The sequence below is a fragment of the Paenibacillus prosopidis genome (genome assembly GCF_003337375.1).
Lineage (GTDB): Bacteria > Bacillota > Bacilli > Paenibacillales > Paenibacillaceae > Pristimantibacillus > Pristimantibacillus prosopidis.
Genome location: NZ_QPJD01000005.1, coordinates 112,456 through 127,643, shown reverse-complemented (window position 1 = coordinate 127,643; position 15,188 = coordinate 112,456). Strand labels below are relative to the sequence as shown.

General features: G+C 47.5%; 14 protein-coding genes. 11 read left to right on the top strand and 3 right to left on the bottom strand.

All coding sequences use genetic code 11. The features are described from left to right. Positions 1 to 88 precede the first annotated feature (88 nt). Positions 89 to 841 (top strand): SDR family NAD(P)-dependent oxidoreductase, encoded by a 753-nt coding sequence (locus tag DFP97_RS09100; protein WP_425453509.1) that lies wholly within the window; start codon positions 89 to 91, stop codon positions 839 to 841. Here the strand turns inward: DFP97_RS09100 and DFP97_RS09095 are convergent. Continuing rightward, the gene (locus tag DFP97_RS09095) at positions 829 to 1,737 is read right to left on the bottom strand and encodes an AraC family transcriptional regulator (protein WP_181873424.1); all 909 of its coding nucleotides are present in this window, start codon (positions 1,735 to 1,737) and stop codon (positions 829 to 831) included. The genes DFP97_RS09100 and DFP97_RS09095 overlap by 13 nt on opposite strands. Positions 1,738 to 1,871: 134 nt before the next feature. Between DFP97_RS09095 and DFP97_RS09090 the strand changes: the two genes are divergently transcribed. The 3 genes from DFP97_RS09090 to DFP97_RS09080 all read left to right on the top strand — a co-directional run bounded on the left by DFP97_RS09090 (position 1,872) and on the right by DFP97_RS09080 (position 7,045). After that, a complete protein-coding gene (locus DFP97_RS09090) occupies positions 1,872 to 4,778 on the top strand; it encodes a family 78 glycoside hydrolase catalytic domain (RefSeq protein WP_114379686.1) in 2,907 nt (968 codons plus the stop codon). Between the two features lie 220 nt (positions 4,779 to 4,998). Continuing rightward, on the top strand, positions 4,999 to 5,736 hold the full coding sequence (locus DFP97_RS09085; protein ID WP_114379685.1) for a GTP cyclohydrolase II: 738 nt from the start codon (positions 4,999 to 5,001) through the stop codon (positions 5,734 to 5,736). 439 nt (positions 5,737 to 6,175) lie between these two features. Further along, positions 6,176 to 7,045, top strand: coding sequence for a DUF421 domain-containing protein (locus tag DFP97_RS09080; protein WP_114379684.1), 870 nt, complete (start codon positions 6,176 to 6,178; stop codon positions 7,043 to 7,045). 12 nt (positions 7,046 to 7,057) lie between these two features. Here the strand turns inward: DFP97_RS09080 and DFP97_RS09075 are convergent, their stop codons facing one another. Continuing rightward, positions 7,058 to 7,390: a winged helix-turn-helix transcriptional regulator gene (locus DFP97_RS09075; RefSeq protein WP_114379683.1), complete on the bottom strand. Its 333-nt coding sequence runs from the start codon at positions 7,388 to 7,390 to the stop codon at positions 7,058 to 7,060. Positions 7,391 to 7,543: 153 nt separating this feature from the next. On the opposite strand from DFP97_RS09075, the gene DFP97_RS09070 reads away from it, so the two are divergent. Further along, positions 7,544 to 8,521: an aldo/keto reductase family protein gene (locus DFP97_RS09070; RefSeq protein WP_114379682.1), complete on the top strand. Its 978-nt coding sequence runs from the start codon at positions 7,544 to 7,546 to the stop codon at positions 8,519 to 8,521. A gap of 83 nt (positions 8,522 to 8,604) precedes the next feature. Here the strand turns inward: DFP97_RS09070 and DFP97_RS09065 are convergent, their stop codons facing one another. Then, positions 8,605 to 9,333 (bottom strand): YhcN/YlaJ family sporulation lipoprotein, encoded by a 729-nt coding sequence (locus tag DFP97_RS09065; RefSeq protein ID WP_114379681.1) that lies wholly within the window; start codon positions 9,331 to 9,333, stop codon positions 8,605 to 8,607. Positions 9,334 to 9,698: 365 nt separating this feature from the next. Between DFP97_RS09065 and coxB the strand changes: the two genes are divergently transcribed. The 6 genes from coxB to DFP97_RS09035 all read left to right on the top strand — a co-directional run bounded on the left by coxB (position 9,699) and on the right by DFP97_RS09035 (position 15,092). After that, complete coding sequence (gene coxB / locus DFP97_RS09060; protein ID WP_114379680.1) at positions 9,699 to 10,748, top strand: cytochrome c oxidase subunit II; 1,050 nt, start codon at positions 9,699 to 9,701, stop codon at positions 10,746 to 10,748. 29 nt (positions 10,749 to 10,777) lie between these two features. Continuing rightward, entirely contained in the window at positions 10,778 to 12,664 is a 1,887-nt protein-coding gene (ctaD, locus tag DFP97_RS09055) for a cytochrome c oxidase subunit I (RefSeq protein WP_245976036.1), read from the top strand. Next, positions 12,661 to 13,278, top strand: coding sequence for a cytochrome (ubi)quinol oxidase subunit III (locus DFP97_RS09050; protein WP_114379679.1), 618 nt, complete (start codon positions 12,661 to 12,663; stop codon positions 13,276 to 13,278). The genes ctaD and DFP97_RS09050 overlap by 4 nt, the downstream gene beginning before the upstream one ends. Positions 13,279 to 13,281: 3 nt before the next feature. Next, a complete protein-coding gene (locus tag DFP97_RS09045; protein ID WP_114379678.1) occupies positions 13,282 to 13,599 on the top strand; it encodes a cytochrome C oxidase subunit IV family protein in 318 nt (105 codons plus the stop codon). Positions 13,600 to 13,694: 95 nt separating this feature from the next. After that, positions 13,695 to 14,597 (top strand): cytochrome c oxidase assembly factor CtaG, encoded by a 903-nt coding sequence (gene ctaG / locus DFP97_RS09040; protein WP_114379677.1) that lies wholly within the window; start codon positions 13,695 to 13,697, stop codon positions 14,595 to 14,597. Positions 14,598 to 14,648: 51 nt separating this feature from the next. Continuing rightward, positions 14,649 to 15,092, top strand: a complete 444-nt coding sequence (locus DFP97_RS09035; RefSeq protein WP_425453513.1) for a DUF420 domain-containing protein — start codon at positions 14,649 to 14,651, stop codon at positions 15,090 to 15,092. Positions 15,093 to 15,188: the final 96 nt, after the last annotated feature.

Here is a 15,188-nt window from a genome sequence, read left to right as displayed (position 1 = left end):
CAAACAATTTTCACAATTCAATACTTGGGAGGAAGACATACTAGCGAAGTGACGTTCGATAGGCGAAATAGAAAGAGGAGGAATACAATTGCAATCAATTTATAACGATAAAATTGTGCTTATCACAGGTGCGGGCGCAGGGATTGGGCGTACGCTTGCGACAGCTTTTGCCGAGCAAGGAGCAACGCCTGTCCTGGTTGATAAAGATGCTGATGCACTAGAGCAAACGGGGAAGCAGCTGCAAACGGCAGGTTATGACTCGTTATCCTTTGTTACAGATATGAGTAAGCCGGATGAGATCGTACAGATGCTGCTGGATGTAGAACTGATGCTGGGGCGGCTGGATATTGTTATTAACAATGCGGGATTCGGCATATGGAAGTCACCCTATGATTTATCGGTCGATGAGTGGGACAGCGTCGTTAATACGAATCTGAGAGGCACGTTCGTCTGCTCGCGTGAAGCGGCTAAAATTATGCGTGCCGGCGGCGGCGGAGCGATCGTGAACATCTCCTCCACACGAGCGCTCATGTCTGAGCCGAATTCGGAAGCTTATGCCGCTTCCAAAGGCGGGATTTTATCGCTGACGCATGCAATGGCGGTTTCGCTAGGTCCAGATCGTATTACGGTAAACGCAATCTGCCCTGGCTGGATTGAGACCGGCGAGTACAGCAAGCTGCGAACAGAGGATCACAGCCAGCATCCGGCGATGCGGGTTGGAAGACCGGAAGATATCGCTCGCGCTTGCCTCTACTTAACTGATCCTAGTAATGATTTTGTAACCGGAACCCACATAACGATTGATGGCGGTATGACGAGAAAGATGATCTACGAGGAATAGCTGCGCTTTAAATTTGCGGATGCAGCTGCTTTGCGGAACCCAATCGGGGTCATTCCGGTCAGCTTCTTAAACAGGCGGTGGAAATGCTTCATGTCGTGTATGCCCACGAGCTGTGCTATTTGTGCTGCAGTGTAGGTCGTTTCTTTGAGCAGCGAGCAGCTGCGCTCCATTCGTTCCTTATGAAGCAAACCCGTAAAAGTAAATCCTGTCGAGGTCCGGATCAGCCGCTGCAGCTGACGCTCTCCGAGCTTGATATGTCTCGATACGTCACGAAGCGTAATGGGCTCATGCAGCTGTGTTCGAATGTAATGGAGGATGACGTCCAAACGGTCGTCTCGAACGGATGTTTCATCGGAACTATAAAGGCTGCTGTTGTCTAACCGTCGCTCCAGCACAAGCAGCAGCTCTAAAAGCATGGCGAACAGCATGGTTTGAAAGCCCTGTTTTGCTTGCCGGTATTCCTGAAGCATACGGTCGAATAAGCTGCCGAATTCGTTCGTATGCTCACGGAATTTAATCCAGCCCTGCGTTTGTTCCAAGCCGATATGAGCATAGCGGTAAGAACCTATTGTATTCGGCATTGTTTCTACAATTGCATGTAGGATGGACTGCTCGAATATGCAGTTGCCGACGATAAGCTGATTGTCAGCCGCTGATGAGGATGGTCTGAATACGTGAGAAATTCCGATTGGAATGAGAAATAAATCCCCCTTTGTTACGCGCAGCACTTTGTCATCGATATAATGAAAGCCGCTTCCTTCCCACACATAGCAGATTTCCACAAAATCATGAGCATGCTCACGCAAATCGAATCGTTCACTGACCCGGTTAATAAAGATGGAAAGCCCGCTATTGAAAAATAGCTCCCCCTTCGTAAGCTGGACATTCTTTTTCATATGAAAAAGGCCCCCTTTATTCAACAGTTTCTCCATGTCATTTTACACCTATAGATTTGTCGTAATCAACCTATAAAGCTGCGCGGGAGCTGCTGTACAATCAAAGGGAATAAGACGAAGGGAAGGATGCCGGAATGAACAGCGGGTGGCAAGCGAATTGGATTTGGTCCGAGGGCGAGGAAAGTCCCCGAAATGAGTGGCACTGCTTCCGCAAAACCTTTACTGTAACGGTAGAGGAGTGGGGAAAAGCATCGCTGCGCATGACTGCGGATTCCAGATATGTTCTTTATATCAATGGTCAAAGATTAGGACGTGGACCTGTTCGTTCATGGCCTTTCGAGCAATCCTACGATACATATGAGGTAGGACATCTGCTCCAGCCAGGCAAGCTTAATACGATTGCTGTACTTGTTCTGCACTTTGGCATATCAACTTTTTATTATACCCGGGGACGGGGCGGGCTGCTTGCACAACTGGATTTACTGGCGGATGACGGAAATGTTCTGCGGGCTGTAATTACGGATGGAACTTGGCTGACATCTCGTCATCTAGGCCAACATCCGCGTGCGACACGTATGTCATGCCAGCAGGCATTCTCTGAGTATATTGATGCTTCATTGTGGGACGATAGCTGGAAGGAGCGGGAATTCGCCGATAAAAGCTGGGCGAATGCTGTTATCATTGGCGGAGTAGGCGATGGTCCATGGACAGCATTAATCCCTCGCGATATTCCGATGCTCACGGAAGAGCAGGTTTATCCTTTACGCGTGGAGTCGCTTAGCTATGTAAAATCATTTCATTGGTCGGCTGCCATTGATATCCGTCATCATTTGGTGCAAGGCAGCGAGAATCATGCCAACGGAATTGAATATATGGGATACGCGGCGACTGTATTGCGGTTGGAGCAAGCTTCGCGTGTTGTTCTTGGCTCTCCGTTCTGCGAAGGTATAGCAGCGGTTACTTTAAATGGTGAAGTACTGGCCGAGTTTAGCGGCAAAGGGCCGGAACGGTATGCAGAACTGGAGCTGCAGGCCGGTGAGCACCTTCTGCTTCTTGACGTATCCGGTCATTCGCATCCCGGTATCATTCATCTGGGGTTATATTGCGAAACGCCATTTGCCTTTTATTCGCCTTTGAAAGTTGCAGACGATGAGCCTAAGGACGGACAGTCTGTTTTTTGTTCCATAGGGCCGTTTGCAACGGTGACTCATATTGACCATCAGGGCGTGTTGCCACTGAACAGAAATCATTCTGTCTATCTTGAGGTAATCAATGCCGTAGCTTGCGCCTCAGATCTGGAGCGATACACCGATTGGGTGAAGCCAATTCCGGACAAATATGTGAGCGAAGCAGACGTATTCGGTTTAAGCGTGTATAAGAAGGAGCAAACGGAGCTTGCCATACCGACAACGCTGCAAAATATGGTTATACCGAACGTAGAGGCTGGAATTATACCGCTTACGGCCGGATACGATACGGAGCTTATTATTGATTTTAGCAAAGAGTATTCCGGCTATTTGACTTTCGAGGTGGACGCGGAAGCGGGTACGATCATTGATTTCTACGGTTTTGAATATATGAATAAGAACTTCCGGCAGGATACGTATGGTCTTGATAATACGATTCGATACGTATGCGGCCAGGGCAGACAGCTATATGTATCACCGGTTCGCCGCGGCTTCCGCTACCAAATGGTGACGGTTCGGAATGCCTCAAGGCCGGTTAAGTTTTACGGTATATCGTGCTTGCAGTGCAATTATCCGGTGGCGGAGGTCGGCAGGTTTCAATGCTCGGACCCGCTGCTTAATGATATTTGGCAAATAAGTCAACATACCACGAAGCTATGCATGGAGGATACATTTGTCGATTGTCCGGCATATGAGCAGGTGTTCTGGGTGGGAGACAGCCGAAATGAAGCGCTTATCAGCAACTATTTGTACGGAGTTAACGACATTGTAAAGCGCTGCCTGCGGCTTGTTCCAGGCTCGAAGTCACAGACGCCGCTGCTCGTCAATCAGGTACCAAGCACCTGGAACAGCGTCATTCCTAACTGGACTTTTTTCTGGGCTATCGCTTGTCATGAGTATTATTTGCAGACAGGGGATCGTGCATTTGCCGTAGAGATATATGCGCATATTAAATTCACATTGAAGCATTATGTGGAGAAGATTGACGATCAAGGGCTGTTTAACATTCAAGGGTGGAACTTTCTCGACTGGTCGCCGATCGATCAGCCTAGTGACGGTATAGTTGCGCATCAGAATATGTTTCTTGTCAAAACGCTGCGTACCGCAGCCGAGCTTGGACGTTTGGCCGATGACCCGGCTGGGGCTGAGTGGCTTGAAGGGGAAGCGGAGAAGCTGGCGGGTGCGATCAATGACCATTTGTGGGATGAGAAGCAGCAGGCGTATATCGATTGTATCCACGCTGATGGGCGTAGATCAGAAGTGCGCAGCATGCAGACGCAAGTCGTTGCCAGCCTGACCGGAATCGCACAAGGGGAGAGAGGAGAGCGGATTGCAAATTATATGCTGCAGCCGCCGGCGCATTTCGTACAAATCGGAAGTCCGTTTATGTCGTTCTTCTATTATGAGGCTCTTGCAAAGTCCGGCAGAGTTCAAAATATTGTCGATGACATACGGCATAATTATGGCGTAATGATCGAGAATGGGGCTACAACATGCTGGGAGATGTATCCGAGCTTTTCTGAAAACCGTGCCAGAGAGGATTTGCTGACGCGCAGTCATTGTCATGCTTGGTCATCTGCTCCGGCCTATTTCCTTGGCCGAGAGCTGTTAGGCGTACGCGCATTGACGCCGGGTTGGACGGAAATCGAGATAGCTCCTGTATTATGCCATCTAACTTGGGCTATGGGAAGCGTGCCGCATCCGGGCGGCGGACGGATCGACGTTGCATGGCGGCTGGAGCGGGGAGGCACTGCTATAAGGCTCGAGGTTGCATATCCTGAGCATGTGAAAGTAAACATACGTGTTCCCGATGGTGTTATGACTGAGATTCGGGAGAAGAAGCTTGGCGTATAAAGAGAAGTGGGGCCTACGCCGTCGCTTACAAAGATACTTAGCCCTAAGCTGCCTATTGAAATATATCGCCAGTTAAATGCTGGGGTTACGCCAGAACTCAAGCTATGAAACTAGAGGATGATGTATGAGCTTCAGGTTCCGATAGTCGAAGCATAGCCGATTTGCTTCACGAACATAATAGACAATAAATCTATTATGAACAGGTCAGGAGCAAAGCCATATGTATACAGAAGCGGTTTCGATCGTCGATCACAAAATTAAAGTTATAGACAGCGATAAAGGTATTATTTATTTGGTTGGCCCCATTCAGCTACCGGTCCATATGGACGAAGGAGAAGCGGTTTTTCAATGGTATTGCTGGCTTTTATGCCAAGAAAGGCTGGAGGCAGCTGAACAAATCATTGAGAAGCTGTCTGCTGTCAATCTTGCTGAAATGCAGCAGTCCAGCGTTCTCGTGTACGGTGATTTCGAACAAGCGGACGAAGCTTGGATACGAATGCACAGCATCTGCCATACGGGCGATATTTTTGGAAGCAAACGTTGCGACTGCGGTTTTCAACTGCATGAATCGATGCGAATGATCGTGGAGAAAGGGGCAGGCGCGTTATTTTATTTGGCGAATCATGAGGGAAGAGGCATTGGACTTTTCAGCAAAGCGATGGCTTACTTGCTGCAGGAGCGCGGATACGATACGGTAGACGCTAACGTGAAGCTTGGTTTTGTTGATGACGCCCGGCATTATGGAGATGCCATTCGTGTGCTGAAGTCGCTGCGAACGAATCCGGTCGCCTTAATTACGAATAACCCGAAGAAGCTGGATGCGCTGCAGGCTGCGGGGTTAGACGTTGTTGGCCGAATCGCGCTATGGGGAGATAAATCTGCGTACAATGAACGTTATCTGGAAACAAAAATTAACCGTTCCGGACATATTGCTGAAGGAGCATGTCCAAATGAATAGCCTTATATAAATGGATTGGGCTGCCCCGCAAGCACATGAATGTGCTTACGGGACAGCCCTTGTTTGTATCGTATATTTAACCGGACCTTACTTAACGAAAGGCCGTATGGAATCCCCTTGTTAACAGCAAAAAACATGTGTACCAAGTTGCCTAAAACTCGCATCCTAAAACAACGAAAGCCCTGCCTCTCTTTCGTCCTTGCGGCTCCGATGACCGCGCCAGTGTGAATCAGAAATACAGCATGAAACATGATTGGGAATTAACAGCAAAAAAATCAAAATCCGAGGGAGACATCGAATCTTACTGGGGATTTTCTGAGGTTAAATATAATACATTCCTATAATCATACTACATAATTTTGTTAGATGCAACAGCTTTTTGAAAAACGAATGATTTTAACCTTTCTGGACATTATAGGAGTGGAAAGGGGGGTTGGAAGTGCCGGCATGGCTGGAAATTAGCATTAGGACGTTAGCAGCTATCGTCATTTTATTTGCATTTACGAAAGTGCTGGGCAAACGTCAAATATCTGAGCTGTCTCTATTTGAGTACATAACAGGCATATCCATCGGTAATATTTCTGCTTATGTGTCGCTCGATCTTGATAATTTGTGGTATTTAGGACTAGTCTCGATAGCCATCTGGGTAATCGTATCGGTTGGAATGGAATTTTTTACGATGAAAAGCAAGAGGGTTCGCGACTTTGTAGACGGCAAAGGAACGGTCCTCATTAAAAATGGACAGCTGCTGAAGAGGCAATTGCTTAAGGAACGGCTAACGCTCGATGAGCTGCTTGAGCAGCTGCGTAAAAAGAATGTATTTCGTGTTGCGGACGTGGAGTTTGCCGTCATGGAATCGAGCGGGGATATAAACGTACTGCTGAAGAAGCAGCATCAGCCGCTCACCCCGAATATGATCGGCTTGAATGTAAGCCGGGAGCGTGAGCCTCAAACCGTCATGATGGACGGTGAAATTCTGAACGATGTTCTGGAAACAGCCGGTTATGACCAGGAGTGGCTTGAGCAGGAGCTGAGGCGGAATAAGCATAACAAACATGACGTGTTTCTCGCTCAAATCGATAGCGAAGGCCATTTGACGCTGCAGACAGGCGATGAGCATAACTACCCGGAGAGCATCCAATCGAAACCTAGTGAACGCGTTGCCATCTTGACCGAGCAATTTGAGGCGGAGCTTATCCGCCTGGAGCGACTGGCACGTAACGAGAAGGATCGCAACGTTTACCAGTCTGCCTTAAAAAGGTTTCAAACCGGTTTTAAGCCGCTCCCGGATCAATCACCTAAAAGATAACTATATTCGTCTCTATGTCCACCTCGCCGACCAAAGCTTCATCTCTTTCAAAATATGATGTAAATCCTCGCCCTTTGGCGTAAGCGTATATTCAACCGTTACCGGCACAGTCGGAAATACTTTGCGTTCAAGCACGCCCTTATCCTCTAGATGACGGAGCGTGCTTGTTAACGCGCGCGGACTGACGGCAGGAATAAGCCGCTGCAATTCCCCGAATCTTTTAGTTCCGCAAAACAACTCCCGGATGACTAGAAATGCCCACTTTCCTCCGATTACATCTAATGTTTTCTCAATATTGCATTCGATAGTTACAGGTTCCTTCGGAATATAGTTATGTGCGCTCATTTGGTTAACTCCTCTCTTCATACTACTATCAATAAGTATAGTATATATATTTGAGATAATAAAATGAAAAAACATTCACTACTTTAATTATCGTATGAACTGCTATAAACTACTATTGAGATGATAAGGAAATGAAATAGAGGAGCGATACGGATGAAATATAGAAGACTTGGCAAAAGCGGCTTGAAGGTAAGTGAAATCGGACTTGGAAGCTGGCTGACGTACGGAACAGCAACAGCTGCTGAAACGGCGCAGGCATGCATACATAAAGCGTACGATCTCGGCATTAACTTTTTCGATACGGCTAATGCCTATAATAACGGAGAAGCGGAAAAAGTAATGGGGAGTGCTTTGAAATCGTATACTCGCAGCAGCTACGTGCTTGCAACGAAAGTATTTTTCGCAATGGGATCCGGCCCGAATGAGCGCGGACTATCGCGAAAGCATATTATTGAGCAATGTGAAGCCAGCCTAAAGCGGCTTGGAACCGACTACATTGATTTGTATCAATGCCATCGCTTCGATGCGGAGACGCCGGTTGAAGAAACGCTGCGGGCTCTTGACGATTTGACGGCGCAGGGTAAGGTGCTTTACACGGGCATTAGCGAGTGGAGCGCAGAACAAATTGCCGATGCGGCTTCGATTAGCAAGAGACTTGGATTACGTCCACTCGTATCCAATCAGCCGATCTACAATATGTTCGAGCGTTACATTGAACGGGAGGATGTGCTGCAGGCGAGTGAGCGGGAAGGAATGGGGCAGGTCGTTTTCTCGCCGCTTGCTCAAGGGGTCCTCACTGGTAAGTACAAGCCTGGACAAGCAATACCGACAGACAGCCGAGCTGCAAATGACAAGACGAACGGCGTCATTAACAGTTATATGCGCGAGGATGTGCTGCAGGTTGCTGAGAAGCTGGAGCAGCTTGCGGCCGGGATTGGCGCCTCGCTATCGCAATTCGCATTAGCGTGGGTGCTTCGCCAGCCCGGCGTAAGTTCAGCTATAATCGGTTCCAGCCGTCCATCGCAGATTGAAGAAAATGTGAAGGCGGTTGAGCTTAAACTGACGGATGACGTATTGGCTCAAACGGAGGCTATATTAGCGGAAGTTCGTGAATTCGCTCCGCTGCGCTAATTAATGAATGATTATAACGGACAAAGGGGCACTTCCTCGGAGGTGCCCCTTTGTTTTGGCTATATATAATAGAAGCGATTTTTTTACTGATCAAATTGAGACTCGGAAGGGCTATATGTTCCTGGCTGTGTGATTGGCTGAGGCATGACCTTTCCCCCGGCAAAATGGTATTTCACGACCGTATTGAATTGGTCGATCCATGGCATTAACGAACGACCTCCCCAAGCTTCCTTAGCAAACTCATTGAAATAATTGACGAGCTCCATGTTGGCGGAAATATGCACCTCTTGAACGGCGGGTGCCATTTTTCTAACCTTAAGCGCTACAGACTGTTTTAATTCTTCCGATAGGTTGTTTATGTCATTCACGGAGAAATAGGAGTTATACGGATATACAAGTGCCCTGCTATTGCCGTATGGACTTCCTGTATCACGATTATAGACGCCTTCATTCGTACCTGTGTTATCTTGCTCGGTATTACCACCTGTGCCTCGGGTACCAACTGCTGTCCAATCAAGCATAATTCCAACGTATGCGTTTTTATCCGTAAGCATAACGATGGCAGAGGCGATACCGTTCATGTCCGTAACCTTGCGGGAGATTGCGGAGCTGTATTCAAAGAAGGCATTATCATGCTGATTCGGATTATTCGACATCGGGCCATACGACCTGGCACCCAGCATCTTCGGATCATTGGCCCGTCTGCTGCCATAATCGGTGTCGCTTTTTTGGACGAGCTCTTTGTAATTGCAGCCGGCAGATGCCGTTATTACAACAGCAGACAGCAGCAGTGCGGCCATTCGTTTAACCATAAAGAACGGACCCCCATTCACGATAATGGCTATAGCTTTTGCCTTGACGGCGCAAATATACGTTTCAATCAGGATACATAATTGTCCATGGGTTTGGTGCACAATGTATGATAGAGATTAAGCCTTCGGGACATGCAGGACATTGCTGCTTAAGAAGCTTAAAAACGTTGTAACGGTGCGTTTTTGACAGCTTTGAGAACAATTTGTGAACTCTCTGTGGAACATTGACAAATAGGGTCTTCAACTTTATATTTAATAAAGTGATTTAAGTTGCAGGAGTTGTAATAACATCTGTGAACACGCAGCCCGCCGCCTTGCCACGTGAAATCAGGCAGCTGCGAAAACGTCAAAAGTGGGGTTGATTAATGATGAAACGGTGGCAATTTGTAAGACGGCTTGCGCCGCTTATGGCCATGATGGTGCTGGTGCTGTCGGCATGCGGACGGAGTGATTTGTCGACGCTGAATCCTCAGGGACCTGTAGCGGAAGAGCAATTCGGACTGATGAAGCTGGCGATAGGAATCATGTTGATCGTGGTTGTTGTCGTATTTGCGATTTCTTTGTATGTAATTATTCGTTTCCGCAGACGTAAGGGTGACAAAACGATTCCGAAGCAAGTCGAAGGAAACCATAAGCTGGAGGTCATTTGGACGGTAATTCCGATCATCATGCTTATCATTCTGGGTGTCCCAACCGTACAATCCGTATTTAATTTAGCGAAAGACTACAGCAAAGATCCGGATGCGGTTCAAGTTATCGTGACTTCACATCAATACTGGTGGGAATTTGAATACCCGGATTACGGTATCAAAACTTCTCAGGAGCTTATTATTCCAACAGGCAAGACGATTTCTATCAAAGCGAAATCCGCTGACGTGCTTCACTCATTCTGGATTCCCTCGCTTGCAGGTAAAATCGATACGAACCCTGGCGCGAACGTAAATGCAATGTATTTCTCAGCTCCAAAAGAAGGCGTTTACCTCGGCAAATGCGCCGAGCTTTGCGGACCTTCGCACGGGTTGATGGACTTTAAAGTTAAATCAGTGGACGAGTCTTCATTCGACCGCTGGGTAGCGGCGATTCAAGAGCCGGTTGCTCTTCCAAGCGATCCTGCCATTGCTGCGGCATTCGAAAGCAAATGTCTTTCCTGCCATGCTGTCGGCGACTTGGGCGGACCGGCATATCCTAACCTGACTGGTATCGGCAGCCGTGAGACTGTCGGAGGTATACTTGTTAACACCGATGATCCGCAATACGACAATGAAGGTTCTGTTTATGAGAATCTGTACCGTTGGATTGAAAATCCGGATGAAATTAAGCCGGGTAACCAAATGGGCAAAATCGATCTAACTGAACAAGAACTCGAAGGTATTGCAAAATATTTAGCAGGATTGAAGCTCGACTACGAACAATAATTTATCGGTGATTGAAGGAGGTACCTACTTTGGCTCATGCGCATACGGTCAAACGTTACAGCGGTCTAATGGACTGGCTTACAACGGTTGACCACAAGAAAATTGGGATTTTGTATATGATCGCCGGCGGTTTTTTCTTCCTAGTCGGCGGTTTGGAAGCGTTATTGATTCGGATTCAATTATGGAAGCCGCTTAATGACTTTGTTAGCGCGGATACATTTAACGAACTACTTACCATGCACGGTACAACCATGATCTTCCTGGCTGCCATGCCGTTGATCTTCGCGTTAATGAATGCGGTCGTTCCGCTTCAGATCGGCGCGCGCGACGTTGCCTTTCCATTCGTTAACTCATTAGGCTTCTGGACTTTCTTGTTCGGCGGCGTACTGCTTAATATCAGTTGGTTCGCGGGCGGTGCTCCCGATGCGGGCTGGACAGCATATGCTCCATTAGCTGGTAAAACCTACAGCGCGGATCATGGTATTGATTATTATGTATTAGGCTTGCAGATAGCCGGTATTGGTACACTAATCGGGGGTATTAACTTCCTTGTTACCATCATTAACATGCGTGCTCCGGGCATGACATTCATGCGGATGCCAATGTTCACATGGACGGCCTTCATTACGTCGGCACTTATCTTGTTCGCATTCCCGGCTCTGGCAGTCGGCCTTGCGGCACTGATGTTTGACAGATTGTTCGACGCAAACTTCTTTGATCCTTCAGGCGGCGGTAACGCGGTACTGTGGGAGCATATTTTCTGGATATTCGGGCATCCTGAGGTTTATATCCTCATCCTGCCGGCCTTCGGCGTTATTTCCGAGGTAATAAGCACGTTCTCGCGTAAGCGGTTGTTCGGTTACAGCTCTATGGTGTTCGCTACAATCCTGATCGGCTTCTTGGGCTTCATGGTTTGGGCGCATCACATGTTCACTGTTGGTCTAGGACCGGTAGCAAACGCACTGTTCTCGATTGCAACGATGCTTATTGCAGTTCCGACAGGTATCAAAATTTTCAACTGGCTGTTTACGTTGTGGGGCGGCTCCATTACATTCACTTCGGCGAATTTGTTCGCGGTAGGATTTGTCCCGACATTCGTAATGGGCGGCGTGACCGGCGTCATGCTGGCAGCAGCTCCTGCTGACTTCCAGTATCACGATTCTTACTTCGTCGTAGCACATTTCCACTACGTTATCGTCGGCGGATTAATTCTCGGTATTTTCTCTGGTCTTCACTACTGGTGGCCAAAAATGTTCGGACGCGTACTGAATGAAACGCTCGGTAAGCTGACGTTCTGGACATTCTTTATCGGTTTCCACTTGACGTTCTTTATTCAACATTTCCTAGGCTTGCTTGGGATGCCGCGTCGTATTTGGACGTATCTCGACGGTCTAGGCTTTAATGAAATGAACTTGATTAGTACAGTAGGCGCAATCCTCATGGCTTTCGGTACCATTTTCTTCCTGCTCAACATTGTCGTAACGTCGTTTAAACCAAAGAATGCACCTGCTGATCCTTGGGAAGACGGACGTACGCTAGAGTGGACGATTCCATCGCCGCCGCCTGAGTACAACTTTGCTCAAACGCCGCTTGTACGCGGATATGATGCTTACTGGAAAGAAAAAATGGACGGTCACAGCGGCATGACGCCTGCTGAACCAATTGGTCCAATTCATATGCCTTCTCCTTCGATCCTGCCGTTCTTTATGGGTGTCGGCTTGTTCATCGCAGGTTTAGGATTTATGTACGCTCCAGATTGGGGCAATCTGATCGGATGGTTTAAAACGGGTTATGCAGTGGGTATTATAGGCTTGCTCATCTTGTTCGGATGTATGTTCCTTCGTTCCGTAATCGATGATCACGGCTTCCACATTGAAGAAGATGAAATCCTAAGAGATTTGGGGGGGAAAGCATGAGCGCGCATTCGCATGTAGAAGGGCAATTGCCTCATGAGCCCGAAAAGGCGACCCTCGAGGGACGCAATAAAGTATTAGGCTTCTGGTTATTCCTTGGCGGCGAGACGGTGTTGTTCGGAACGTTGTTCTCAGCGTTCCTGGCACTTCGCCACCAAGTGCTTGACGGTCCTCCAGCGCATGAGCTGTTCCAGCTTCCATTGGTAGCTCTTGCAACTGCTCTCCTGTTAACGTCAAGCTTGACTAGCGTATTCGCTGTTCATGCGCTCCACACTCACCGAGTGAAGGCGTTAATTAATTGGCTGATCATTACCGTTATATTGGGAGCAGGCTTCCTTGGTCTCGAGATTTATGAGTTTTACCACTATGTGCATGAAGGCCACGGCTTTACAACGAGTGCATTCAGCTCCTCGTTCTACACGCTCGTCGGTTTCCACGGCGCGCACGTTGCCTTCGGTATCCTATGGATCTCATTAATCATTGTGCAATTGATGAAAAAAGGTTTAACGGTTGTTACCGCTCCAAAGGTATATGTAGCTAGTATGTACTGGCACTTTATCGACGTAGTCTGGGTATTCATTTTTACCGTCGTTTACTTGATGGGAAAGGTGGTTTAACCGATGGCAGGCAATCATACAGCCACAGAGGAAAGCACCAAGCGACATAAGGTCGAAGGACCGAAAAAGCATATCATCGCTTTTATTTTCTCTGTACTACTGACATTCCTCGCGTTTGCGACCGTTATAAGCGGAGAAATAAACAAAGATTTCATTTACATTATTTTGGTTGGTCTAGCCGTTTTGCAAGTATTCGTTCAAATGGCGTTCTGGATGCATATGAAGGATCGCGGTCATATGTACGCGATTATCGGAATTTTATCCGGCGTATTCATCGTAATTACTTGCGTTATTATGGCCGAGTATTGGGCTTGGTGGTAAAACCGTTGTTGTAATGTTGGAGAGGAGGGTCCCGAAGGCTAGGGTCCCTCCTCTTTTGCAAAAAAAGGCTAGTGTTATTGAAAGGAGCTTCCACGATGCTTGGCTTACAATATTTTCGCTTCGAAGAATTGTGGACCCCGATGTTTCTGTTCGGAATGGCCGCCGTTGTCATTCTATATTTCTACTTGATAGGTCCATGGCGTGAAAAGCATGTACCTGGGGCGCCAGCTGCAACAACGCTGCAGAAAGTGATGTTCGTATCCGCTGCCGTAATGTTTTACTTAGCACACGGGGGGCCGCTTAATTTATTAGGCCATCTCATGTTTACCTTCCATATGGTCAATATGTCGATATCGTATTTGATCATTCCGCCAATGGTGCTGCTTGGAGTACCGGCATTCATCTGGCGCAAAATGTTCTCGGCCCACTTCTGGAAGAAGTTTAACCTGTGGATGCATCCAATTATCACTTTAGTGTTGTTTAATATGTTATTCTCAATCTATCATGTTCCACTTGTTCACGACTATGTGATGACGCACTTCACTGTGCATCGCCTTTATTATGCTATCTTGCTTATTACTTCTTTTATGATGTGGTGGCAGATCGCTTGTCCGGTTCCGGAGTGGAGCCGGCTTACTGATCTTAAGAGAATGGCTTATGTATTTGCCAATGGAATTCTGCTTACGCCTGCTTGCGCCTTGATTATTTTCGCTAAACAATCGATGTATGCGATATATAGCGATCCTAATGTATGGGTGACGGCGATGGGCTACTGCGTTTCCGGTGATCCAAGCAGATTGCTTGAAAGCTTTAGCGGTCCGCAGTTTTTCAACCTGATGGACGTCGCAGAGGATCAGCAGCTTGGCGGGATCGTGATGAAGCTGGTCCAGGAGCTTATGTACGGGATCATCCTCGCATATATCTTTAAGCAGTGGTTTAAACGCGAGCACACGGAAGATGATTTGCCGAAAACGAACCCGAATGCCGGAACGGCATAACTTTATTAATTATTAGAACTGGGTGGGGTAACTTTGGATATTTATACGATTATGCCAACAATTAGTACCGCCTTAATCGTAACCAGCGCGATACTCGTGGCATTCGGTTGGAGGCTGGCAATCAAAAGAAGATTGGTCGAGCATCAGCGCATGATGTTCTGGGCTGCCGTTACCGCGATCTTGTTCTTTCTTATTTATTCCTCGAGGACGCTGATATCTGGTAATACGGAATGGGGCGGCCCTGATAGCTTGAAGCCGTTTTATCTTGCTTTTCTCTTGTTCCACATTACGCTGGCCACGGTTGGTGCCGTATTCGGCATCACGACGCTTACGCTCGGTTACCGCAAGAAATTCGCCAAGCACCGCAAATGGGGAAGAGTGACTTCGCTTGTTTGGTTTGTTACAGCGATAACTGGTACGGCCGTTTATATTCTCTTATATTTGATGTATCCGGGCGGACATACAAAGCCTGTATTAGATGCTATTTTCGGATAAAAGATAGGTTCAAAGCATGCTGTGAAGCCGTGCATTCGGAAGAGAAACTCTTTCGAATGCGCGGCTTTTCTTTTTTTGGAAATAGTTGACAATGGC